Below are 22064 nucleotides of genomic sequence, written 5' to 3' on the forward strand. Positions count from 1 at the left end.
CCAGTGTTGTCGGTGACCGATGAAGGACGCCGCGACGTGGAGGTTGTCGTGCTCGATGAGACCGTTGGGGACCTGACCGGAAAGCTCGCCGTGGTGACCGGCGGCAGTGACGGGCTGGGGCTCGCCCTGGCCAAGCGGCTGGCCCGCGCGGGAGCGGAGGTGGTGCTGCCGGTCCGCAACCCGGCCAAGGGTGACGCCGCGCTGGACGCCGTCCGGGCCGCCGCGCCGGGCGCCACCGTGTCGACCCGGCCGCTGGACCTCGCCTCGCTGGACTCGGTGGCCGCACTGGCCGACACACTGCTCGGCGAGGGGCGACCGATCCACCTCCTGATCAACAACGCCGGTGTGATGGCGCCACCCACCCGACACACCACCGCCGACGGCTTCGAGCTGCAGTTCGGCACCAACCACCTCGGCCACTTCGCGCTGACCGGACGGTTGCTGCCGCTGCTGCGGGCCGGACAGGCCCAGGTCACCTCCATGTCGAGCAGCGCCGCCCGCTCCGGCAGGCTGGACTGGGACGACCTGCAGAGCACCCGGCGGTACGGGGCGGTCCGCGCGTACAACGCCTCCAAGCTGGCCACGCTGCACTTCGGGCTGGAGTTCGACAGGCGCAGTCGCGCCGGCGGTTGGGGCGTCACCAGCAACGTGGCGCACCCCGGCACCACGATGACCAACCTGTACGCGTCCGGGCCCAACCTGGGCCGCAGCCGGCCCTCGCCGCACCACGCCCTGATGAGCCGGCTGGCCCGCTGGGGCATCCTGGTGCAGTCGGTGGACGCCGGCCTGCGGCCCGCCCTCTACGCGGCCACCAGCGAACGGGCGCAGGGCGGCCGGTTCTACGGGCCGGACGGTCTGGGGCAGTTCACCGGCGCGCCAACCGAGTTGACCGTCTACCGTTCGGCCCGCAGCACCGACGACGCGGCCCGGCTCTGGACCGTCTCAGAGCGGCTGGTCGGCGTCGGGTACTGAGCGGCAACATGCCCGAGCACTGAGCTGGAACGCGCCCGCGTGAACGACGCGTCAAGAATCGGCGCGGGCCCGTCGAAAGGGCGTATCGGCGGGCTCCTCGCCGCCGTCGGGCGGTGACGATGGGTCCATGAGTCCTTGGCGGATGACACGCTGGGAACGCGGGCACCTACCGCCCGACAGCGACCCGATCGAGCCGGCTTCCGGCGCGGGCGGGCCGCAACGCCGACACGAGGCGCTGGTCAGCGTCCGACTCGGCCCGGCCGCGCCCGGCAGCCACCTGGTCGAGTACCTGCGGCACGAGCCGTGCGCCGTCGACGCGTGGTGGATCGCCGCCGACGTCGACGCCGTGGTGCGGCTCTCCGCGCCGAGCGTGACCATGCTGCACCGGGCCGTGGCCGACCTGCGCCTACGCGCCGGGGTGGAGGTGGTCGAGGCCAACTACATCCTCCGCGCGCTCGACCTGTCCGTACCGGCCGAGCCACGCCGTGAGGTTCCGGCGTGGGCGGTGTCCGCCGCATGAGCCGCTCCGCCGCGCAGGACAGGACCGCCATGGACGACGGCCCGATAATCTACGCCGTTCCGGTGCGTGAGCTGCCCGGACGGCCGGTCGGAACGGTGCGGACCGGGCGGACGCCGCAGGGTGAGCGGGTGGGTATCGCCTTCACCCGATCCGACCTGTTGGTCACCGCGATGGGCGCCGACCAGCCGTGGGAGGAGCTGTGCGAGTCGGCGCTGCGCGGCATGCTGCGTCCGCTCGGCATCGACCGGATCCAGGTCGATCCTCTGCTGGTGGCGCCGCCGCTCGGCCCGAGCGTCGGCGACCGGGCCGCGCCGACCGCGCCCGTTCAGGCGGGTACGAAGCGCACGGCGTCGGCGATCACGTAGCCGTCGGTGTCCTCCGTGCGAATCAGCACGCTCCCGTCGCTGCCCGCCGTGAACGGGTAGGTGCCCAGCGACACCCACTGGCCGCCGGACTGCCGCTGGTCGACGGTCCGGGTGGTCACCCCACCGGAGTACGCGATGTCCACCGGCACGTTCGTCGCCCGGTTCGGGTCGGCGGTCCAGCGCAGGTGCACGGTCCACGAGCCGGCGGTGGGCAGCGTCGGGCGGAACCGTAGCCGGTTGACGCCCTTGGCGGTGTTGCCGTCGTGCTCGTAGTCCGCGCCGTGGTAGCCGCCGATGCTGGTGCTGCGCAGCCACGTCCCGGCCCGGGTGATCCCGCTGGTCGAGGCGTTGTCCACGATCACCTCGCCGGGCGTTCCCCAGTCGAGCACCGCGCCGTCCTGACGTAGCCGGGCCTGGAGGGCGGGTACGGAGACGGCCTGCACGGCGAGGTCGCCGGTGAGCGCCAGCGACGCCGCGGTCGCCGCCGCCTGCCCGAGGATCATGAACACGGGCTCCATCCGGATCGAGCCGTACGCGATGTGGCTGGCCGACAGGCAGACGGGCACGAGCAGGTTGGCGCACTGGTTCTGGTGCGGGACGATCGCGCGGTAGCTCACCGGGTACGGCTGCGGGACGCTGATCTGCACGTCCCCCTCGTTACGGACCCGGCCGTCGACCACGACGCGCTGGCAGTTGTGGGAGTCCATCGTGTAGCTGGCCAGGCCCACCGAGTCGGCGGCCCGCGTCCGCCCCCGGCAGTCGGCCTCGGTCAGCACGTACGCGGAGACCATCCGGCGGGCCTCGCGGATGTAGAGCAGCGGTGGCCAGCCACCCGTCGCGGTGAACTCGTCGACGGGCAGCCCCCAGCGGGTGGTCGAGTCGCGCACGGTCGCCGGCAGCCGGGGGTCGTTGGCCAGGAACCACATCAGCCCCTGCTGGTACGTGCGGTGCTCGTCGATGATGCTCTCCCGGACGGTCCAACTCGCGGTCGGGTACGCGTAGTTGAAGCCGATGTCGTCGGTGGAGACCGCGCCGTTGTTGTTGGAGTCGGTCTTGCCGCCGCCGATCGATCCGGTGGTGAAGTACGGCCCGGTGTAGCCGGCCTGGATGTGGCGCAGCAGCAGCTCGTACCGGATCGGGTCGTAGCCGGACGGTTTGGCGAACGGGATGCGGTTGGCCGCCTGGGTGAGGCACATCCGGAAGCAGTACGCCTGGATCCGGTCGTCGCCGCTGCCCTGCGGCGCGAGTGGGGTGGTGGAGATGCCCGGCAGCAGGCCGCTGGCCGGCGAGCCGGCCGTCACGTACGGGTCGACGGGGTAGACGAACTGGTGGGTGGTGCGGGACTGCACCCCGTTGATCGTCTCGCCGTAGGTGTCGTTGGACTCCCGCCCGACGGTGAAGCTCACCCCTGCCATCGCGAGCAGGTCACCCTCGTAGGTGGCGTCGACGAACACGCCACCGGCGTAGACCGAGCCGTCCTCGGTGCGCAGCTCGGTGATCCGGTTGCCGGCGCGGCCGAGGCTGGACAGCCGGGCGTTGACGACCACCGGGACGCCCGCCTCGGCCAGCATCTCGGCGAACACGGCGGTGGCGACGTGCGGTTCGAAGGTCATCCGCAGCGGGGACGTCGGCGTGAGCGTCCCGCCGTGGTACTTGACGTACACCCGGCGGTAGAACTCGGCGGCCAGCCCGCCGATGGACGCCTGGACGCCGGTGTCGGTGGCCCCGAGCCCGGCGGTGCTCAGCCCGCCGACGTGGCTGGTGGGTTCGACCACCACGGCGGTGCGGCCGAGTCGGCGCATGGTGATCGCGGCGGCCAGCCCGCCGGAGGTGGCGCCGTAGACGACCAGGTCGGCGGTGGTGACGGCGGCGCGGGCGGGGCCGGCGCGGAACGGGTCGGCCAGGCCGGCCAGGACGAGGCCGGCGCCACCGGCGGTCAACAGCCGGCGACGGGACAGGGGCAGGGACACGGCGCACTCCAAGGGGTAACCGGAGGGGACGGTTACAGAAGCACGCCGCTGCCGCTGCTAGCGAAATTCTTCAATCTCCGCGGGCGGGTGTCAACGGTCAGGGGCGGTAGCGGTAGCCCATGCCCGGCTCGGTGATGAGGTGGCGGGGGCGGGTCGGATCGTCCTCCAACTTGCGCCGGAGCTGGGCCAGGTACTGCCGCAGGTAGTTGGTCTCGTTCTGGTACTCCGGCCCCCACACCTCCTGCAGGAGCTGGCGTTGGCTGACCAGCTTGCCGGGGTGGCGCAGCAGCTTCTCCAGCACGCTCCACTGCGTGGGGGTCAGCTTGACCTCGGTGTCGTCGTCGCTCCACACGCGGTGGTCGGCCAGGTCGACGGTGTGCCGGCCGATCCGCAGCGCCGGCACGGCCTCGCTGGACGCGCCGAGCCGCCGGGTCACCGCGCGGATGCGGGCCAGCAGCTCCTCCACCCCGAACGGCTTGGTGACGTAGTCGTCGGCGCCCGCGTCGAGGGCCGCGACCTTGTCCTCGCTGCCGGCCCGGCCGGACAGCACGATGATGGGTACGGCCGTCCAGCCGCGCAGACCCCGGATCACCTCGACACCGTCGATGTCGGGCAGGCCGAGGTCGAGGACCACCAGGTCCGGCGGGTGGCTGGCGGCGGCCTTCAACGCGGCGGCCCCGGTGGCGGCGACGTCCACGTCGTACCGGCGGGCGCGCAGGTTGATCCGCAGGGCCCGCAGGATCTGCGGTTCGTCGTCGACGACCAGGATGCGCGTCATTCCTGCGGCTCCTCCGGGCTGCTCTGGGCGGCGGCGGGCAGCCGCAGCACCATGGTGAGACCCCCGCCGGGGGTGGTCTCGGGGGTGATGCTGCCACCCATGGCCTCGGCCAACCCCCGGGACAACGCGAGCCCGAGGCCGACGCCGGTCTGGTTGTCTCGGTCACCAAGGCGCTGGAACGGCAGGAAGACGTGCTCCCACTTGTCTTCCGGGATGCCGGGCCCACGATCGATGATCCGCAGCTCGACCTGGCCGGCGTGCGCGCTGGCGGTGATCGTGGGCGGCTGGTCGGACGGGCTGTAGCGCAGCGCGTTGGCGATGACGTTTACCAGCACCCGTTCCAGCAGGCCCGGGTCGGCGGTGGCCGCCGGCAGGTCGGCCGGAATGTCCGTGGCGACGGTCGCGGCCGCCGGGCCAAGTTCGTCCAGGGCCAGGGGTACGGCGTCCTCCAGGCCGATGGTCGTCGACGTGATGCCCAGGGCGCCGGCCTGGAGCCGGCTCATGTCGAGCAGGTTGGCGACCAGTCGGGCGAGGCGGTCGAGCGACTCCTCGGCGGTCTCCAGCAGCTCCTCGCGGTCGGCCTCGTCGAACTCGATGTCGTGGCTTCGCAGGCTGGTCACCGCCGCCTTCGCCGAAGCCAGGGGCGTACGCAGGTCATGGCTGACCGCCGCGAGCAGCGCGGTGCGCATCCGGTCGGCCTCGGCGAGGGGCCGGGCGGTGGCGGCCTCCTCGGCGAGCCGTTCCTGGCGTAGCGCGACGGCGGCCTGGGCGGCGAACGCCTCGACGATCCGCCGGTCGGCCGCCTCCAACCGTCGGCCGCTGAGCACCACGGTGATGCGCTCGTCGACGGGTACCGCGGTCTCGCCGTCGTCCGGTGTGCAGGCCGGCTGCTCACCGACGCTGGCCACGACGCACCAGGCGTGTTCCTCGCGGGCCCGCTCGGGGCGGCCGCTCGCCTCCTCGGCCAGCTCCAGCAGGCTCACCGCGCGCAGCCCGAACGTCTCGCGGAGCTGGTCGAGCAGGGCGGCCAGCGGGCGTTCGCCGCGCAGCACGCCACCGGCGACGGCGGCGAGGGTCTGCGCGTCGGCGGCGGCGCGCGCGGCCTCGCGGGTCCGCCGGGCGGCCACGTCGACGATCCAGCTCACCGCGAGGGCGACCCCGACGAAGACGGCGAGCGCGAGCAGGTTGTCGGCCTCGGCGATGGTGAGCGTCCGGTACGGCGGGGTGAAGAACCAGTTGAGCAGCAGCGACCCGCCGAGCGCGGCGACCAGCGCCGGCCACACCCCGCCGACCAGCGCGACCCCGACCACTCCGGCGAGGAACAGCAGGATGTCGTTGGTCAGCGTCAGGTCGGGCAGCGCCTTGAGCAGCAGGGTGAGCAGCGCCATGCCGAGCACCGCCAGGCCGAAGCCGAGCAGCCGGCGACGTCGGGACAGCGCCGCCGGCACGGCCGCCGCCCGCCGGCCCTTGCCGGCCTGCTTGTGGGTGACCAGGTGTACGTCGATCGTCCCGGACAGCGCGGTGGTGGTGACCCCGACGCCCCGGGCGAAGATCTGCGCGAGGCGGCCTCGGCGACTCGCGCCGAGCACCAGTTGGGTGGCGTTCACGCCCTGGGCGAAGTCGAGCAGCGCGGCTGGCACGTCGGTGCCGAGCACCTGGTGGTACGTACCGCCGAGGCTCTCGACGAGCACCCGTTGGCGGGCGAGTTGGGCCGGGTCGGCGCCGGCCAGACCGTCGCTGCGGGCCACGTGCACGGCGAGCAGGTCGGCGCCCTTGCTGCGGGCGGCGATCCGGGCCGCCCGGCGGATCAGCGTCTCGCCCTCCGGGCCGCCGGTCAGCGCCACCACGACGCGTTCCCGGGCCTCCCAGGTGGCGGCGATGCCCTGCTGGCTGCGGTACCTGTCGAGCTGCTCGTCGACCTTGTCGGCAAGCCAGAGCAGCGCCAGTTCGCGCAGCGCGGTGAGGTTGCCGACCCGGAAGTAGTTGCCCAGCGCGGCGTCGATCTTGTCGGGTCGGTAGATGTTGCCGTGCGCCATCCGCCGACGCAGCGCCTCCGGGGTCATGTCGACCAGCTCGACCTGCTCGGCCGCGCGGACGATCTCGTCCGGCACGGTCTCCCGCTGGGTGGTGCCGGTGATCTGCGCGACGACGTCGTTCACCGATTCCAGGTGCTGCACGTTGACCGTGGACAGCACGTCGATCCCCGCGTCCAGCAGCTCCTGGACGTCCTGCCAGCGCTTGTCGTGCCGCGAGCCGGGCACGTTGCTGTGGGCCAGCTCGTCGACGACCGCGATCTCCGGCCGGCGGGCCAGCACCGCGTCCACGTCCATCTCGGTGAACTCGGCGCCCCGGTAGGTCATCGTGCGCCGGGGCACCTGCTCCAGGTCGCCGATCATCGCGGCGGTGTGCTGCCGGCCGTGCGTCTCCACGAAACCGATCACCACGTCGGTGCCGCGCGCGGCCCGCCGCTGGGCCTCCTCCAACATGGCGTACGTCTTGCCGACGCCGGGAGCGGCCCCGAGATAGATGCGTAGTTCTCCGCGTGGCACGGGAACCATCCTCCCTGGTCAGAGTGGCGGGCGGGGCCGTGCCCGGTCGGCACGGCCCCGCCCGCGATGTGCTCAGCGCGCGGCGAACTGCTTGTCGAGGGCGATGTTGAGTTCCAGCACGTTCACGCCGGGCTCACCCATGAAGCCGAGCCCTCGCCCGTCGGTGTGCTCCTTGATGAGCTTGCGGACCGCCGCCGGGTCCGCGCCGCGCTCCCGGGCGACCCGGTTGACCTGCAACTCGGCGTACGCCGGGCTGATCTGCGGGTCGAGACCGCTGGCGCTGGCGGTGACCGCGTCGGCGGGCACCGCCGGCTTGGCGGGCGCGTCGCCCCGGATCGGGGTGACCACCCCGCCGGCCGCGACGTAGTCCTCACCGGGCTTGGCCAGCTCCACGGTGACCCCCTGGTACGAGGGAACGAACGGCGTCGCCGGGGCGACCTGGTTGACGCTGACCACCCGGGTGACCGGGCCGGTCAGGCCGTCGGCGCGGAACACCGCGAGCACGGCGCCCACCCCGTCGTCGTCGGTGCAGAACGGGCGTCGCCCGTCGACGCCGTTCAGCTCCCCGACGGCCTTACTGCGCCCGCAGACCTGGGTGAGCAGGCTCTCGCTGGACTCCTCCGGGTCGGTGGCGATGGTGTCGACGACGCTCTCCGGGCCGAGGTTGCTGGCCGAGGTGGACGTCGGGTCGTAGCCGTCGCCGGCGGCCGACGGGCGGGACTGGAAGTAGCGGGCGACGGGGTTGCCGTCCGCGTCGGTGAAGGACTGGCCGATCAGCGAGCTGCCGACCGTCGTGCCGCCCACGGTGACCAGCGAGCCGTCGGCCTTGTGGTTGAGGCCGGGTAGCTGACCGAGCGCGACCAGGGCCAGCGGGTAGACCAGGCCGAGCAGCACCGTGAAGACGAGCAGGGCGCGCAGGGCGGCGAGGTGTTGGGCGATCCAGGTGGGTAGACGCATCACGAAATCCCCGGGACGAACTGGATGAGCAGGTCGATGAGCTTGATCCCGATGAACGGCACGATGATGCCGCCCAGTCCGTACACCAGCAGGTTGCGGCTGAGCAGCTTCGACGCGGCGGCCGGCCGGTACCGCACGCCGCGCAGGGCGAGCGGGATCAGCGCGATGATCACCAGGGCGTTGAAGATGACGGCGGACAGGATCGCCGACTCCGGGCTGGCCAGCCGCATGATGTTCAGCGCGTCCAGGCTCGGGTAGAGGCCGGCGAACATGGCCGGGATGATCGCGAAGTACTTCGCGATGTCGTTGGAGATGCTGAACGTGGTCAGCGCTCCCCGGGTGATCAGCAACTGCTTGCCAATCTCCACGATCTCGATCAGTTTGGTCGGGTCGGAGTCGAGGTCGACCATGTTGCCGGCCTCCTTGGCGGCCGACGTTCCGGTGTTCATGGCCACCCCGACGTCGGCCTGGGCGAGCGCCGGCGCGTCGTTGGTGCCGTCACCGGTCATCGCGACCAGCCGGCCACCCTCCTGCTCCCGCTTGATCAGCGCGAGCTTGTCCTCCGGCGTCGCCTCGGCCAGGAAGTCGTCCACCCCGGCCTCGTCGGCGATGGCCTTGGCGGTACGCGGGTTGTCACCGGTGATCATCACGGTCCGGATGCCCATCCGGCGCATCTCGTCGAACCGCTCGCGCATGCCGGACTTGACCACGTCCTTGAGGTGGATGACGCCCAACGCGCGGGCCGGCTCACCGTCGACGTGCTCGGCGACCACCAGCGGGGTGCCGCCGGTGCCGCTGATCGCGTCCACGATCTCGCCGACCTGCTCGGTCGGGTGACCGCCGTTCTCGCGTACCCACTTCATGACCGCCGAGGCGGCGCCCTTGCGGACCCGACGGGCGGTGCCCGACGCGCCACCGTCGACGCTGGCGTCCGGGCTCAGGTCGACGCCGCTCATCCGGGTCTGCGCGGTGAACGGTACGAAAGTGGCGTGCGGCATGACGCCGGGTTCGCGTTCGCGGAGCCCGAACTCGTTCTTCGCCAGCACGACCACCGAGCGCCCCTCCGGGGTCTCGTCGGCCAGGCTGGAGAGCTGCGCGGCGTCCGCCACGGTCGCGGCGTCGACCCCCTCGACCGGGACGAACTCGGCGGCCTGCCGGTTGCCCAGCGTGATGGTGCCGGTCTTGTCCAGCAGCAGGGTGTTGACGTCGCCGGCCGCCTCGACGGCCCGGCCGCTCATGGCCAGCACGTTGCGCTGGACGAGGCGGTCCATGCCGGCGATGCCGATGGCCGACAACAGCGCGCCGATGGTGGTGGGGATCAGGCAGACCAGCAGCGAGACCAGCACGACGCCGGTCACACCGGAACCGGTGATCGCCCCGCTGTCCGGCGCGGCGGCCTGGTACGCCTTGGAGAAGATCGCGAGGGGCTGGAGGGTGACGACGGCCAGCAGGAAGATGACCGTGAGCGCGGCGAGCAGGATGTTCAGCGCGATCTCGTTCGGCGTCTTCTGCCGGTTGGCACCCTCGACCAGGGCGATCATCCGGTCGATGAAGCTCTCCCCCGGCTTCTGGGTGATCTTCACGATGATCCGGTCGGAGAGCACCTTGGTGCCACCGGTGACCGCGCTGCGGTCGCCGCCGGACTCCCGAATGACCGGGGCCGACTCGCCCGTGATGGCCGACTCGTCGACGCTGGCGATGCCCTCGACGATGTCGCCGTCGCCCGGGATGATGCCGCCCGCCTCGACGAGCACGACGTCGCCCTGGCGCAGCTCCGGCGCGGGCACCGCCTCGTCGCGGTAGGTGTTGGCCCGCGCGCCCGGCTTCCAGTCGATCAGCCGGGTGGCGATGGTGTCCTTCTTGGCCTGCCGCAGGGTCGCGGCCTGGGCCTTGCCCCGGCCCTCGGCGACCGCCTCGGCCAGGTTGGCGAAGATGACGGTCAGCCAGAGCCAGATGGTGATCGCCCAGCTGAACACCGACGGGTCGGCCACCGCCAGGACGGTGGTGAAGGCCGCGCCGACCTCCACGATCAGCATCACCGGGTTGCGCCACAGGGTGGCCGGGTTGAGCTTACGGACGGCGTCCGGCAGGGACCGGAGCAGTTGCTTGGGGTCGAGCAGGCCTCCGCCGATCCGGTTGCCCTGCATTGCCGGGGTGCCGGGAAGCTGCTCTGTCGGGGCGGACGTGACGGACATGTCCTCGTTCCTCATGATGGTCAGAGCCCCTCTGCCAGCGGGCCGAGCGCGAGCGCGGGCAGGAAGGTCAGCGCGACGAGGACCACCGTGACGCCGACAACCATCCCGATGAACAGCGGTTTGTGGGTCGGCAAGGTGCCCTCGGACGCGGGGGTGGGTGCCTGGCGGGCCAGCGAGCCGGCCAGCGCGAGCACGAAGATCAGCGGCAGGAAGCGGCCCAGCAGCATGCACAACGCGAGCGCGGTGTCCCACCAGGTGGTATTGACCGTGATGCCGCCGAAGGCGGAGCCGTTGTTGTTGCTGGCCGAGGTGAACGCGTACAGCACCTCGGAGAGGCCGTGCGGGCCGACGTTGAGCGCTGTCGAGTTGTTGCCGGTGGCGAACGCCGCCGCCGTACCGACGAGCACCAGGATGGGCGTGATCAGGAAGTAGAGCGAGGCGAACTTGATCTCCCGCGACCCGATCTTCTTGCCCAGGTACTCGGGCGTGCGACCCACCATCAGCCCGGCCACGAAGACCGTGATCACCGCGAGGATGAGCAGGCCGTACAGACCGGAGCCGGTGCCGCCGGGCGCGACCTCGCCGAGCATCATGTTGACCATCGTCATCATGCCGCCGAGCGGGGTGAACGAGTCGTGGAACGAGTTCACCGCACCCGTCGAGGTGAGCGTGGTGGCGGCGGCGAAGGTGGCCGAGTTCGACACGTCGAACCGCACCTCCTTGCCCTCCATCGCCGCGCCGACCGCCTGCGGCACCGTGCCGTGTCCGGCCAGCTCGAAGATGTTGGTGATGGCGACGCTGAGGAACGCGAGGATGCCCATCACCGCGGCGATGGCGTAGCCCTGCCGGTTCTGCCCGACCATCCGGCCGAAGACCCGGGGCAGGCTGAACGGGATCAGGAAGATCAGGAAGATCTGGATCCAGTTCGTCCAGGTCGTGGGGTTCTCGAACGGGTGCGCGCTGTTGACGTTGTAGAAGCCGCCACCGTTGGTGCCCAGTTCCTTGATCACTTCCTGGCTGGCGACCGGGCCACCGGTGACCGTCTGGGCGCCGCCGGTCAGCGTGCTCACGTCGGTGCCGGCGGACAGGTTCTGCACCACCCCACCGATCATCAGCACGATGGCGCCGAGGACCGCGATCGGCACCAGGATCCGCAGCGTGATCCGGGTCAGGTCGACCCAGAAGTTGCCGAGCTGACCCGTACGGCTGCGGGCGAAACCGCGGACCAGCGCCACCGCCACCGCGATGCCGACCGCCGCCGACACGAAGTTCTGCACGGCCAGGCCGGCCATCTGCACGAGGTGGCCCATGGTCGACTCACCCGAGTACGACTGCCAATTCGTGTTCGTCACGAACGAGACGGCCGTGTTCCACGCGCCGTGCGGCACCACCGAGTCGAAGCCCAGCGACAGCCACAGGTGGTTCTGCACTCGCTGGAACAGGTACAGGAACAGGATCGAGACGGCCGAGAACGCCAGCACGCTGCGGGCGTACACGCCCCAGGTCTGCTCGGCGGCCGGGTTGACCCCGACCAGACGGTAGATCCCCCGCTCGACGCGCGACTGCTTCGTACCGGAGACGGCCCGGAACATGTAGTCGCCGAACGGCTTGTAGACGGCCACCAGGGCCGCCACCAGCGTCAACACGAAGATGACGCCCGCTGTTGTCATGGTCATCAGAAGCGCTCCGGGAACAGCAGGGCAAACACCAGGAACGCGCCCAGGACGATCGCGAGCACCAGACCGACGGCATTGACCGCGTTCACAGCTTCTCCACCGCCCGGACCACCAGGGCGAGCACTGCGAACAGCGCCACCGTGAGGACCACGAACACCACGTCAGACACGCTGACTCCTCTTACCGGAAAGGTTCGTCGCGACCGCCTCCCGGTCGCGCCGGGCAAGCAAAGCCCAGGTGCGCGTCAGACGGCACGGGCCATAACGCGACCATGACGGCGGCGAACCTTTTCTTGACGCGGTTTTCACGCACGCACCTGATCAGGTGAAATGCGGCACAAACCCGACGGTCGAGACCGGGAGGAGAGGAGCCGGGCCGGTCAGGCCGGGCGGCGGGCCACCAGCACGTCGCGCATGATCGACTGGTCGACCCGGTGCCGCAGCGCGCGGTAGGGCTCGTCGTCGACCACGCTCAGGCCGGCGTCGGCCAGCGCCGCCGCCGCGTCGTCCCGGCTCGCGACGTGGGTGTTCCACGAGATGCCGAGCGCGCCGCCGGGCCGCAGCAACCGCGCCCAGACCGGCGCGGCCTCCGCGAGCAGCGCCAGCGGGTCGCGCGACAGACCCTGATCGGCGGTACGACTGCCGTGCTGTACGCCGTACGGGGCGTCCGCGACCACCACGTCGACGGTCTCCGGACGGAAGAACTCGCCCGCGCGGGTGGTGTCGGCGTTGACCACGTCCAGCAACTGCGTATTGCCTGCCTTGTGGTCCTCGCGGGTCGGGGCCAGCTCGATGCGTACCCGCCGGCCGACCACCTTGCGCTCGCGCCGCACCGGTCCCGATTCCAGCACCCGGTGCTTCACGCGCTTCTGCTTCAGCCAGGTGGTGACGAACGCCCGGTACGCCTCGACGTCCTTCTGGTCGCGCTCGATCCCCGCCGCGTCGAAGCCGTACATCAGCGCCTGGTTGAGGGTGGTACCCCGACCGCAGAGCGGATCGAGCACCCGGAACCGGCGGTCGGTCAGCTCACCGGCCCAGTCCGACGCGAGCAGGGTGACGTTGAGCAGCAGCTTGGTGAACTGCTCGTTGGTCTTGCCCACGTACTTCTGGATGGTGAGCAGGTCGTCGTCGTACCGGTCCAGCCGGCTCCACTCCACCGGGCGCAGCAGGTCACCGACGATCTCGAACAGGGCGTACCCGGCGGAGAGGTTGCCCAGGACGGCCAGGTCCCGCTCGGTCAGACCGTCACCCGCGAACGTGACGTACGTCGCGCCGCCGACGACCTCGGTGTCCAGCTCGCCGATCCGGCCGTCGAGCGCCGACCGGCCGAAGATCTCCAGCTCGGCCCGGGTGAGGTCGATGGCGGATCGGGCGTACACCCGGTTGGTGGCGGGCAGGATCAGCAGGCCGTAGCGCGTCATGATCGGGCGAGTATTTCACAACCGGTGACGACCGCCGGGAACCGGAGCGACGCCCGGAACGACTACCCACGCATGGGGTGTGAACAGTGGCGGGAGATCCTGTCCGCACAGCTGGACGGGGAGGAGACCGCCGACGAACGCGCGGCGGCGCAGGGGCACCTGGACGAGTGCGCCACGTGCCGGGCCTGGTTCGCGACGGCGGTGGCGGTGACGCGCCGCGTTCGTACCCGATTGGTCACTGATGTCCCCGATCGGACCGACGCGATCCTGGCCGCCATCGGCGACGCTGCGACCGCCGGGGCGGACGACGCGCCAGCGAGCCGCCGGTCGCGGTGGCGGCCCCACCTGCCCGGACGCGGCACCCTGGTCGTCGGGCTGCGCGCGGCGCTCGGGCTGCTCGGCGCGGTCCAACTGGTGCTCGGCCTCGCCCAGGTCGGCAAGGGAGCGACCGCGGAGCACCTGCACGCCTCCGGCCAGCACCTGTGGCACGAGTCGGCCGCCTGGAACGTGGCGGTCGGGGCCGGCTTCCTCTTCGTGGCGGTACGCCGCAGCCCACCGGCGGGTCTGCTGCCGATGCTCAGCGCGTTCGTCGGCACCCTGCTGCTGCTCTCGGTCAACGACCTGGCCACCGGGTCGGTGAGCGGGGAACGACTGGTCAGCCACGGTTTCCTGGTGGTCGGCTACCTGGTCACCGTGCTGCTGTCCCGCCCGGGGCTGCGTCCCGGCGGACCCGCCCCGCAGCGGCAACCGGCGCCGTCGCGCTGGCGGTTCGGCGCGGACGAGGCCGAGCGGCCCCTGCGGGTGGTCAACTCCGGGGCGTACCCGGCACAGGCCGCCGACCGTCACGCCGCCCCGGCGGTGCGGACCGGTCGGGCCGCGCGTACCGATCGGGCCGCCTGAGCGTCGGGGGCGGGACGTTCAGTCCCCCTGCCGGCGGCGTGCCCGGTGGGCGCGCAGGTTTGCCGGAAGGCCGCAGACGCGGACGGAGTGCCAGACCCCGCTGTTGTTGCGGGAGCGGTCGTAGAACGCCACCTGGCACCGGGGGTTGCGACAGGTCTTGACGCGGCGGCCGACGTCGGTGAGTTGCGCCGCGAACAACTCCGCCAGGACGAGGGAGACCAGCAGTTCGGCCCCCGTCCCGGCGGGATCGAGGCAGACCGAGCCGGTCCCGTCGAGCCGCAGCGAGGCGACTGTGGCGCGAGGGGCCGGCGCCGGCTCGGGCGGCCCGGATTCCGGTGTGGCGTGCAGCCTGGCGTCGATCCCGTACCGCAGCTCGTCGCGGAAGGTCCGCAGCGCCCGTAGGCCCGCCGGGTCGAGCTCCACATCGGGTGCCGGCCGCCCGGTGATCGTCGACCACCGGGCGGCGACATCGTGCGCCCACTGCGTGGCGCTGTCGAGATCGTCGAGAAGATCCGGCTGGCGCGGTGCGCCCGCCGGGAGCGTGTTGAGCAGGTCCTGGACGAGCCCGAGGCCTCCTGGTGCGGACTCGAGGCCGTACCTCGTGGTCGCGGGCCACGGCGGAGGGGGCACCGTCATGTCACTTCCCGATCAGGCCGAGCGCCCCGTACCACAGCGGTCCCGGGTTCACCCAGTCCGGATAGAGCTCCATCATCGCGTCGAAGAACTCAAGGGCCGTCGACTTCTCCGCCAACAGCCGTTCCACGTTCAACAGGTACCTCCGGGTCTCGTCGATGCTCGACGGGTCGTCGGGGCGGTTGCGGTTCTTGTGGCTGGCGACGACCGCCCGGGGCGCGAGGGCCTCGACGCGGTCGAGGGCCTTGAGCCACTCCCGCAGGCCGCCGTTGACGGTCTCCAACAGGTACTGGTGGACCCCGTTGTAGACGACGTCGCCGGCCACCACGAGACCGATCGACGGCACGTGCAGAACGGTGGAGTGGTCGCCATCGGTGTGCCCGGTCTCGACCGGCTGGGCGACGTTGCCCTCGATCAGGATTCCGCCGGGCGGCACCGGAATGGCGTCGATGGGCGACTCCGGGATCAGCCCGGGGAAGACCTTGTCGAACACCTCTTGACGCCCGACGGTCGCCTGCTGGCGCATGACCTCGATCGTCCCGGGCGTCGCGTAGGTGACGGCGTCAGGGAAGCGCTTGACCAGCTCGGGGGCACCGAACCAGTGGTCGCCGTGCCCGTGGGTGGCGTAGATGGCCGTCAGCCGCTTGCCCGAACGCTCGATCCAGTCTCCGGCCGTCGCGATCTGCTCGTGAGTGAACGGCGGGTCCACCAGCAGCGCCTCCTCGGCCCCCGAGATCAGAGTGGTGGCGGTCGGATTGAAGTGGATGGGCGAGCCGTCCGGCATGCGCTGCTCTCCGGCCCGGACCGGGCCATCCAGGACCAGAACTTCGTACGACAGGGCAGATGGGGACATGTCTCCTCCTCGGTGAAACGGGCCACGACAGTCGGCGCACCTCTACCGGCACTCCCACCGACGAAATAAGCGTAAACCGTATGCCTATTTCAGCGAGGCGTTTTCCGAGTCTTCCGCGTCACGTCCTCCCCCACGATGACCTGCGGAATGATCTGCTCCACGATCGTCAGCAGCGTGGTGGTGAGCAGCAGGTGCACCTGGGCTCGGGTGAGCGCGTCACGCTGGAGCCACTCCCGGGCGGTGGACGTCGCCAGCCCGCAGTACGCCCGGACCATCCCCCGCAATTCCACGTGGTCCTCGGCCTCGTCGGCCAGCCCGACGGCGACCAGCATCCGGTCCGCTGCGACCTCCTCGGCCTCGGCGAGCACCCGCTCCACGTCGGCGTCGCCGCCCATCCCCCGGGCGGTGACCGCCGCGAGCCACGAGGTGCTGTGCCGGGACACCACGTCGAGGAACCACGAGACGCTGGCGTCGACCCGGGTCCGCAGATCACCCTTGGGCAGCCGTTCGAGGGCGACCTCCGGAATGGTCACCATGACCCGGACGACCTCCAGGTAGAGGTCCTTCTTGGTGCCGAAGTAGTGGTTGACCAGCCCTCGGGCGACGCCCGCCTCCCGGGCCACGTCGGCGGTCGACACGTCGGCGTACGGCTGCTCGCCGAACAGGCGGACCGCGCAGGCCAGGATCTGGCCACGCCGGGCGTCCGGCTCCAACCGGCGGCGGCGGGGAGCGGTCTCGACACTCATCTGCCCGACCCTAGCGGCAGCACCCGGCCCGCCACGCCCTCGCCTTGATCACGCTAGGTAACGAGTTCGTGCGGCTCTTCAGTGGCAATAAACCAAAAGTCCAGAGTGCCGTTTTAGCCGCCCAGCGTCGATCACTTGATGCTCACCAGTTGCTGGAGCGCTCTGGCAACTGGTGAGCATCAAGTGATCACCGGAGCCGGCGGCGGCGGACCACGTGCCGGCCGAGGTGCCGCAGGTTGGACGTCTCGGAGTAGAGCGCCGCGTTGATCGCACCGACCGCCACTTGCGGTGCGCGCTGCACCCGGTCGACGTCCTGCACCACCCGGCCGATCAACGTCAGCCGACACCGCAGGTCGAACAGCTCCCGCCGCGCGCGGTGCAACGCCGTCTCCAGTCCCCCGACCCGCTCCCGCAACCACGCCAACTCCGTCGCCTGATCCATCCCGCCCGCCTCTCGCCGCACCGCGCCCACCCGGCCCGATTCACAGCAGGCCGCCTCCGACGACCACTCTCACCCTCGCTGGAACCCCTGTCAAGATGGAGACCCCCATTCGGGGACCACCGATTAGGGATACGCGAACGTGCCTAGTGTCCAGGTGTGGGCGACAAGGGGCCGGGCGAGCTGATGGGGCCGTATGAGATCGGTCAACGGCTGAACGTGTCCCGAAGCCGATTCCAGCAGCTCGCCATGCGGCCGAGCTTCCCGAAGCCCTACCAGGAGCTGCGGGGCATGAAGGTCTGGCTGCGTGCTGATGTGGAGGCGTGGATCGCCGAGCACCGCCCGCCGCGTCCCACCAACGGCGACGAGGCGGAGTAGCGCCCGTCGCCGCTTCGTCGGTCAGCGGCAAGCCTCCCGAGAGCACCGACGTCATTCCGGAAGGCCGCTGGGGCCCTCCTGAGTGACCCGCGTGAACGTCACGCCCCCGAACTCGAACTCGGCCTGGGCGACCGCCGTCGCCTCTGCCGGATGGCAGGTGTCCGTCAAGACCTGCCAGTCGCTCGTGCAGTAGAAGAGGTAGAAGTCCGCGTCGGCCTCGTCGTAGCGGGCGATCGCCAGATGGGCGACGACCTCCGCGAAGTTGCTGACGGAGTGCCGCGTCGCCCCGGTTGGCGACTGCCCCGGCGCGAGGCTGGCGAACATCGTGACCCAGGCTCCGTCGAGCCGGGCCGGCGGCATTGCTCTCATGGCACGATTCTCGCCCGGTCGCGCTGCGTGATCGACTCGGTTTCCGGGAAGGCGGGGTGTCTGGCTCGGACGGATGGCCCGACTTCGCGGAACCCGAGTCGATCAAGGCGCCGAAGGCTTATTGACATGCTGCCAACAGGGCGCGAGGGTGGTGCCATGCCCACGCCCGACGGCTCCCCCGCGCCCTGGCGGCGGCCCGAACACGACGATCTCGCCGAGCTGGCCCGTGCCTTCTTCACCAGGGAGGTGCTGCCGCACACCGAACGCCTGCTGGCGCAGGGGCACCCGGACCGCGAGCACTACCGCCGCGCCGGTGAGCTGGGACTGCTCGGTCCGTCCGTGCCCGAGGAGTACGGCGGCGGGGGCGGCGACTTCACCCACGAGGCCGTGGTGCTGCACGAGCAGGCGTACGCCGGGGAGGGCAGCCTCGGGTTGGCCGTACACAGTGGCATCGTCACCGGCTACCTCGTGGCGTACGGCAGCGAGGAGCAGAAGCGGCGGTGGCTGCCCGGCCTGTGCAGCGGTGAGCTGGTGGGCGCGATCGCGATGACCGAGCCGGACGGCGGCTCGGACCTTCAGGCGATGCGGACGCGGGCGGTCCGCGACGGCGACGACTACCTGGTTAGCGGCGCGAAGACGTTCATCACCAACGGCGGCCTGGCCGACCTGGTCATCGTGGCGGTCAAGACCGACCCGGAGCAGCGGGCGGCCGGCATCTCACTGCTGGTCTGCGAGGTGGGTGCGGATCCCGAGGGGTTCCGTCGCGGCCGGCTGCTGTCCAAGATCGGGCTGCACGCCAACGACACGGCCGAGCTGTTCTTCGACGAGTTCCGGGTGCCGGCGGCCAACCTGCTCGGCGGCGTCGAGGGGATGGGCTTCGTCCAGATGATGCAGCAGCTTCCGCAGGAGCGCCTGGTCATCGGCGTCGGCGCGGTGGCGGCCATGGAACGGGCGGTGGCGCTGACCGTCGCGTACGCCAAGGAGCGCACCGCCTTCGGCAAGCCGCTGATGGGCCACCAGAACACCCGGATGGTGCTCGCGGAGTGCGCGACGCGTACCCGGGTCGGTCGGGTCTTCCTGGACGACTGCGTCGTCCGGCACACGCGTGGCGACCTGGACGTCGCGACGGCCGCGATGGCCAAGTCGTGGCTCACCGACGGGCAGTGCGAGGTCGTCGACCGGTGCCTCCAGGTCTTCGGTGGGTACGGCTACACGACGGAGTACCCGATCGCCCGCATGTACGCCGACGCCCGGGTACAGAAGATCTACGGTGGCACCAACGAGATCATGAAGGAGCTGATCGCCCGTGCCCTCTGAGGCGTTCACGCGCGGCCCGGACGGATCGTCGCGAGGTGGACCGCTGGCCGGTGTACGGGTGGTCGAGCTGGCCAGTCTCGCGCCGGCGCCGTTCGGCTGCATGGTGCTCGCCGATCTCGGGGCGGACGTGGTGCGCGTCGACCGGCCGGATGGGCCGGGCGCCGGTCGGCTGGCCGCGCCGAGCGCAGGACCGTTGCAGCGCGGCCGGCGGCTGACCGCGCTGGACCTGAAGTCCCCGGCCGGTGTGGCGGACCTGCTGCGCCTCGTCGAGCGGGCGGACGTGCTGGTCGAGGCGTACCGGCCGGGGGTCGCCGAGCGCCTCGGCTTCGGCCCGGACGTCTGCCGGGACCGCAACCCCCGCCTGGTGTACGCGCGAATGACCGGCTGGGGTCAGGACGGCCCGCTGGCCGCCCGGGCCGGCCACGACATCGACTACATCGCGGTCGCCGGAGCGCTGGAACCGTTGGGCCGGGCCGGTGAGCGGCCGCACGCGCCGTTGAACCTGATCGGCGACTTCGCCGGTGGCGGCATGCTGCTGGCCGTGGGCGTGTTGGCCGCGCTACTCGAACGGGAACGCTCGGGCCTCGGCCAGGTCGTCGACGCGGCCATGGTCGACGGTTCGGCACTGCTCACCTCGTTCCTGCACGGGTTGCTCGGCACCGGCCTGTGGGCGGCCCCGCGGGGGCGGAACCTGCTCGACGGAGGAGCGCCCTTCTACGACACGTACGCCACTGCCGACGGTGGCTTCATGGCCGTCGGGGCGCTGGAACCGGCCTTCTACGGCGAACTGCTGACGGGTCTCGGCCTCGCCGACGCGGGCCTGCCCCACCAGTACGACCCGAGCGGCTGGGACGAGCTGCGCAGGCGGCTCACCGAGCGGTTCGCCGAGCGGACGCGGGACGAGTGGACGGCGATCTTCGCCGACCGGGATGCCTGCGTCGCCCCGGTGCTCGCCCCCGGCGACGCGTACCGGCACCCGCACAACGCGGCCCGGGGGACGTTCGTCGAGGTGGCCGGCGAGGTCCAACCGGCACCGGCGCCGCGCTTCGACCGTACGCCGACGGACCCGCCGATCCCGGCGCCCGATCCGGAGCGGGACGTGTCGCCGGTCGAGGAGATCCTGACCGCCTGGTCGTAGCTCCACGGCCGGCGTGCGGGAAAGCCGGCGTTGATACGGTCGTGCACCCACGGTCCGGGGGAGTCAGCGCATGGGTACGGAAAGTTGGAAGGGCCACGTCAACGGGATCCTGTACGGGGTCCAGTTCGACAGCGCCCTCGACGACGCGGTGGTGACCCGGGTCGCCGACGGGGTGGCCGCCGGGCTCTATCCGGGCGACCGGGCCGAGACGCGGGACGCGCTCGATCAGGCGCTGCGCTGTTCGGGCCCGCTCAACGACCAGGCCGGGACGCACCACAGCGAGGACGACATCCGCGCGTTCCTCCGCCGGCTGTCGGCCGCGCTGGCCGCCACCCCGCCACAAAGTTGATCAAGAGGTTGGCGTCAGAAAACGGCCGGACCGTGACGCGAACCTCTTGATCACCGCCTAACGGGCCGAGGCTGACCTTCCTGGTTTTGGGTGCCTTGGGTGGGGGACGGCATGATCATGGTGGAGGCGGGCCGTCGTGGGCCGCCCGAGCCGAGGAGGTTCCGGTGCCGGACGCGGAGGACCTCGTCGCCGACGCGCTGGCGGCGGTGCGTGGCACCGACGTACGACAGACCGAACGGCAGCTCGACCGGCTGATGGTCGGCACCGGGACGGCGGACGGCGCGACGGCCGTGGACGCCGCCCTGGCGCGACGGCTGGTTCGCGGCCTCGGGCGGCTCTGGCCGCGCGGCTGGCAGCCGGTCGACGTACACCGGATCGTCCGGCGTCGGCTCGACGCCGGCGCGGCCCGACTGGTCCGCGACGCGCTGGCCGCGCAGCGACGCGAGCAGGCCGAGCCGGTCCCCGCCTGGTGGGACGACCAGCTCCGCACGCTGACCGCCGAGGGCTCGAAGGACGCCGCCCAGGGCTCGAAGGCCGGCCGGAACCTCGGCGCGGAGATGTTGGCGGCCTGGACGGCCGCGGAGGGGCTGGACCGGGTCGACGCGCTGCGCGCGGCGGTCGACGTACTCGCGCTGGTGGAGAGCCTGCCGCCGATCGCGGTGCTGCGCCCGCCGCCGGGCTCGACCGGAGCGGCGCTCCCCCGCGCCGCCGGTACGGCCCGCAGCGGGTCGCCGATGCTGGACCGGGTACGCGCGCTGCTGGCGAAGGCGGAGTCGACCACCTTCCCGGCCGAGGCGGAGGCGTTGACCGGCAAGGCGCAGGAGCTGATCGCCCGGCACAGCATCGACGAGGCGCTGCTGGCCGCCGGCACCGAGCGGGGCGACGTGCCGAGTGGGGTGCGCCTGGGCGTCGAGACCCCGTACGCCGGGGCGAAGGCGCTGCTCGTGCAGGAGGTGGCGGCGGCGAACCGGTGCGAGGCGATCTGGTCCGACGACCTCGGCTTCACCACCGTGCTGGGGTGGCCGGCGGACCTCGTGGCGGTGGAGCTGCTCTACACGTCGCTGCTGGTGCAGGCGACGGCCGCGATGCTGCGCGGGCGGGCCGAGCGCCGGCCGGGGTCGGGCCGCCGGACGAAGGTGTGGGACGAGTCCTTCCTCAACGCGTTTGCGCTGCGGATCGGTCAGCGGCTGCGCACGGCCACGGACGCGGCGACCGAGGCGGCGGGGCAGGCCGAGGCCGGGGCGGATCGGTTGTTGCCGGTGCTCGCCGCGCGGGGCGAGGCGGTCCGGGAGCGGCTGGAGACGCTGTTCCCCGGCGTGACCCGGCACCGGCTCAGCGTGCGTGACGCCGAGGGCTGGTCGTCCGGCACGTCGGCCGCCGACCGGGCGTCCCTGGACGTCGGCGGCGGCTCCAAGCCTCGGCAGGTGCCGGGCCGACCCTGATCCGCCCGGCGTGGGAACGCCACGGCCGGACGTTTCTGGGATCTTCTTCGGTACGCGGTAGGGAACGGGGTGACGGCTCCGACCCTCCGGTGAGCCGC

Annotated in this window: 22 protein-coding genes; 9 read left to right on the forward strand and 13 right to left on the reverse strand. The window is 71.7% G+C overall.

Annotated features, from left to right (window positions below):
- Positions 1-12: 12 nt before the first annotated feature.
- The 3 genes from ACLQ25_RS06085 to ACLQ25_RS06095 all read left to right on the forward strand — a co-directional run bounded on the left by ACLQ25_RS06085 (position 13) and on the right by ACLQ25_RS06095 (position 1857).
- Positions 13-972 carry an SDR family oxidoreductase gene (locus ACLQ25_RS06085; protein WP_425729904.1) on the forward strand — a complete coding sequence of 320 codons (960 nt, stop codon included), beginning with the start codon at positions 13-15 and terminating at the stop codon, positions 970-972.
- Between the two features lie 127 nt (positions 973-1099).
- The gene (locus ACLQ25_RS06090) at positions 1100-1492 is read left to right on the forward strand and encodes a hypothetical protein (RefSeq protein WP_425729906.1); all 393 of its coding nucleotides are present in this window, start codon (positions 1100-1102) and stop codon (positions 1490-1492) included.
- Positions 1489-1857 (forward strand): SAV_915 family protein, encoded by a 369-nt coding sequence (locus ACLQ25_RS06095; protein WP_425729908.1) that lies wholly within the window; start codon positions 1489-1491, stop codon positions 1855-1857. The genes ACLQ25_RS06090 and ACLQ25_RS06095 overlap by 4 nt, the downstream gene beginning before the upstream one ends.
- On the opposite strand, the gene ACLQ25_RS06100 is transcribed toward ACLQ25_RS06095, so the two are convergent.
- The 8 genes from ACLQ25_RS06100 to ACLQ25_RS06135 all read right to left on the reverse strand — a co-directional run bounded on the left by ACLQ25_RS06100 (position 1818) and on the right by ACLQ25_RS06135 (position 13402).
- Positions 1818-3827 (reverse strand): FAD-dependent oxidoreductase, encoded by a 2010-nt coding sequence (locus tag ACLQ25_RS06100; protein ID WP_425729910.1) that lies wholly within the window; start codon positions 3825-3827, stop codon positions 1818-1820. The genes ACLQ25_RS06095 and ACLQ25_RS06100 overlap by 40 nt on opposite strands.
- Before the next feature lie 97 nt (positions 3828-3924).
- Positions 3925-4605 (reverse strand): response regulator, encoded by a 681-nt coding sequence (locus ACLQ25_RS06105; protein WP_425729912.1) that lies wholly within the window; start codon positions 4603-4605, stop codon positions 3925-3927.
- Entirely contained in the window at positions 4602-7154 is a 2553-nt protein-coding gene (locus ACLQ25_RS06110; protein WP_425729914.1) for a DUF4118 domain-containing protein, read from the reverse strand. The genes ACLQ25_RS06105 and ACLQ25_RS06110 overlap by 4 nt, the downstream gene beginning before the upstream one ends.
- Before the next feature lie 72 nt (positions 7155-7226).
- On the reverse strand, positions 7227-8111 hold the full coding sequence (locus ACLQ25_RS06115) for a potassium-transporting ATPase subunit C (protein ID WP_425729916.1): 885 nt from the start codon (positions 8109-8111) through the stop codon (positions 7227-7229).
- Entirely contained in the window at positions 8111-10306 is a 2196-nt protein-coding gene (kdpB, locus tag ACLQ25_RS06120; protein ID WP_425729918.1) for a potassium-transporting ATPase subunit KdpB, read from the reverse strand. Before kdpB ends, ACLQ25_RS06115 begins: the two co-directional genes overlap by 1 nt.
- 20 nt (positions 10307-10326) lie before the next feature.
- A complete protein-coding gene (gene kdpA, locus ACLQ25_RS06125; RefSeq protein WP_425729920.1) occupies positions 10327-11982 on the reverse strand; it encodes a potassium-transporting ATPase subunit KdpA in 1656 nt (551 codons plus the stop codon).
- Positions 11982-12071 carry a K(+)-transporting ATPase subunit F gene (kdpF, locus tag ACLQ25_RS06130; protein ID WP_036390805.1) on the reverse strand — a complete coding sequence of 30 codons (90 nt, stop codon included), beginning with the start codon at positions 12069-12071 and terminating at the stop codon, positions 11982-11984. Before kdpF ends, kdpA begins: the two co-directional genes overlap by 1 nt.
- 290 nt (positions 12072-12361) lie before the next feature.
- Positions 12362-13402: a TRM11 family SAM-dependent methyltransferase gene (locus tag ACLQ25_RS06135; protein WP_425729922.1), complete on the reverse strand. Its 1041-nt coding sequence runs from the start codon at positions 13400-13402 to the stop codon at positions 12362-12364.
- A 72-nt stretch (positions 13403-13474) separates the two neighbouring features.
- On the opposite strand from ACLQ25_RS06135, the gene ACLQ25_RS06140 reads away from it, so the two are divergent.
- A complete protein-coding gene (locus ACLQ25_RS06140; protein WP_425729924.1) occupies positions 13475-14302 on the forward strand; it encodes a zf-HC2 domain-containing protein in 828 nt (275 codons plus the stop codon).
- Positions 14303-14320: 18 nt separating this feature from the next.
- On the opposite strand, the gene ACLQ25_RS06145 is transcribed toward ACLQ25_RS06140, so the two are convergent.
- From ACLQ25_RS06145 to ACLQ25_RS06160, 4 genes are all read right to left on the reverse strand, one after another.
- Positions 14321-14938, reverse strand: a complete 618-nt coding sequence (locus tag ACLQ25_RS06145; protein ID WP_425729925.1) for a CGNR zinc finger domain-containing protein — start codon at positions 14936-14938, stop codon at positions 14321-14323.
- Between the two features lies 1 nt (position 14939).
- Complete coding sequence (locus ACLQ25_RS06150) at positions 14940-15788, reverse strand: MBL fold metallo-hydrolase (RefSeq protein ID WP_425729926.1); 849 nt, start codon at positions 15786-15788, stop codon at positions 14940-14942.
- Positions 15789-15877: 89 nt separating this feature from the next.
- A complete protein-coding gene (locus tag ACLQ25_RS06155; protein ID WP_425729927.1) occupies positions 15878-16534 on the reverse strand; it encodes a TetR/AcrR family transcriptional regulator in 657 nt (218 codons plus the stop codon).
- A gap of 187 nt (positions 16535-16721) precedes the next feature.
- On the reverse strand, positions 16722-16976 hold the full coding sequence (locus tag ACLQ25_RS06160) for a hypothetical protein (protein WP_425729928.1): 255 nt from the start codon (positions 16974-16976) through the stop codon (positions 16722-16724).
- Between the two features lie 156 nt (positions 16977-17132).
- Between ACLQ25_RS06160 and ACLQ25_RS06165 the strand changes: the two genes are divergently transcribed.
- Positions 17133-17351 (forward strand): helix-turn-helix transcriptional regulator, encoded by a 219-nt coding sequence (locus ACLQ25_RS06165; RefSeq protein WP_425729929.1) that lies wholly within the window; start codon positions 17133-17135, stop codon positions 17349-17351.
- A gap of 51 nt (positions 17352-17402) precedes the next feature.
- Here ACLQ25_RS06165 and ACLQ25_RS06170 read toward each other — a convergent pair whose 3' ends face one another.
- On the reverse strand, positions 17403-17720 hold the full coding sequence (locus ACLQ25_RS06170; protein WP_425729930.1) for a hypothetical protein: 318 nt from the start codon (positions 17718-17720) through the stop codon (positions 17403-17405).
- 156 nt (positions 17721-17876) lie between these two features.
- Between ACLQ25_RS06170 and ACLQ25_RS06175 the strand changes: the two genes are divergently transcribed.
- The 4 genes from ACLQ25_RS06175 (at position 17877) to ACLQ25_RS06190 (ending at position 21966) form a co-directional block, all read left to right on the forward strand.
- Positions 17877-19037 carry an acyl-CoA dehydrogenase family protein gene (locus ACLQ25_RS06175; RefSeq protein WP_425729931.1) on the forward strand — a complete coding sequence of 387 codons (1161 nt, stop codon included), beginning with the start codon at positions 17877-17879 and terminating at the stop codon, positions 19035-19037.
- Positions 19027-20175: a CaiB/BaiF CoA transferase family protein gene (locus tag ACLQ25_RS06180; protein ID WP_425729932.1), complete on the forward strand. Its 1149-nt coding sequence runs from the start codon at positions 19027-19029 to the stop codon at positions 20173-20175. Before ACLQ25_RS06175 ends, ACLQ25_RS06180 begins: the two co-directional genes overlap by 11 nt.
- Positions 20176-20245: 70 nt before the next feature.
- Positions 20246-20524, forward strand: coding sequence for a hypothetical protein (locus ACLQ25_RS06185; protein WP_425729933.1), 279 nt, complete (start codon positions 20246-20248; stop codon positions 20522-20524).
- A gap of 164 nt (positions 20525-20688) precedes the next feature.
- The gene (locus ACLQ25_RS06190; protein ID WP_425729934.1) at positions 20689-21966 is read left to right on the forward strand and encodes a DUF2786 domain-containing protein; all 1278 of its coding nucleotides are present in this window, start codon (positions 20689-20691) and stop codon (positions 21964-21966) included.
- Positions 21967-22064 lie beyond the last annotated feature (98 nt).

Source organism: Micromonospora sp. DT44, assembly GCF_049841635.1.
Classification (GTDB): domain Bacteria; phylum Actinomycetota; class Actinomycetes; order Mycobacteriales; family Micromonosporaceae; genus Micromonospora.

Excerpts from the sequence above, each read along its gene's own strand:
- ACLQ25_RS06090 (WP_425729906.1), top strand. The coding sequence starts at position 1,100 with ATGAGTCCTTGGCGGATGACACGCTGGGAACGCGGGCACCTACCGCCC.
- ACLQ25_RS06095 (WP_425729908.1), top strand. The coding sequence starts at position 1,489 with ATGAGCCGCTCCGCCGCGCAGGACAGGACCGCCATGGACGACGGCCCG.
- ACLQ25_RS06105 (WP_425729912.1), bottom strand. The coding sequence starts at position 4,605 with ATGACGCGCATCCTGGTCGTCGACGACGAACCGCAGATCCTGCGGGCC.
- ACLQ25_RS06115 (WP_425729916.1), bottom strand. The coding sequence starts at position 8,111 with ATGCGTCTACCCACCTGGATCGCCCAACACCTCGCCGCCCTGCGCGCC.
- kdpB (WP_425729918.1), bottom strand. The coding sequence starts at position 10,306 with ATGTCCGTCACGTCCGCCCCGACAGAGCAGCTTCCCGGCACCCCGGCA.
- kdpA (WP_425729920.1), bottom strand. The coding sequence starts at position 11,982 with ATGACCATGACAACAGCGGGCGTCATCTTCGTGTTGACGCTGGTGGCG.
- ACLQ25_RS06135 (WP_425729922.1), bottom strand. The coding sequence starts at position 13,402 with ATGACGCGCTACGGCCTGCTGATCCTGCCCGCCACCAACCGGGTGTAC.
- ACLQ25_RS06140 (WP_425729924.1), top strand. The coding sequence starts at position 13,475 with ATGGGGTGTGAACAGTGGCGGGAGATCCTGTCCGCACAGCTGGACGGG.
- ACLQ25_RS06145 (WP_425729925.1), bottom strand. The coding sequence starts at position 14,938 with ATGACGGTGCCCCCTCCGCCGTGGCCCGCGACCACGAGGTACGGCCTC.
- ACLQ25_RS06150 (WP_425729926.1), bottom strand. The coding sequence starts at position 15,788 with ATGTCCCCATCTGCCCTGTCGTACGAAGTTCTGGTCCTGGATGGCCCG.
- ACLQ25_RS06155 (WP_425729927.1), bottom strand. The coding sequence starts at position 16,534 with ATGAGTGTCGAGACCGCTCCCCGCCGCCGCCGGTTGGAGCCGGACGCC.
- ACLQ25_RS06160 (WP_425729928.1), bottom strand. The coding sequence starts at position 16,976 with ATGGATCAGGCGACGGAGTTGGCGTGGTTGCGGGAGCGGGTCGGGGGA.
- ACLQ25_RS06170 (WP_425729930.1), bottom strand. The coding sequence starts at position 17,720 with ATGAGAGCAATGCCGCCGGCCCGGCTCGACGGAGCCTGGGTCACGATG.
- ACLQ25_RS06175 (WP_425729931.1), top strand. The coding sequence starts at position 17,877 with ATGCCCACGCCCGACGGCTCCCCCGCGCCCTGGCGGCGGCCCGAACAC.
- ACLQ25_RS06185 (WP_425729933.1), top strand. The coding sequence starts at position 20,246 with ATGGGTACGGAAAGTTGGAAGGGCCACGTCAACGGGATCCTGTACGGG.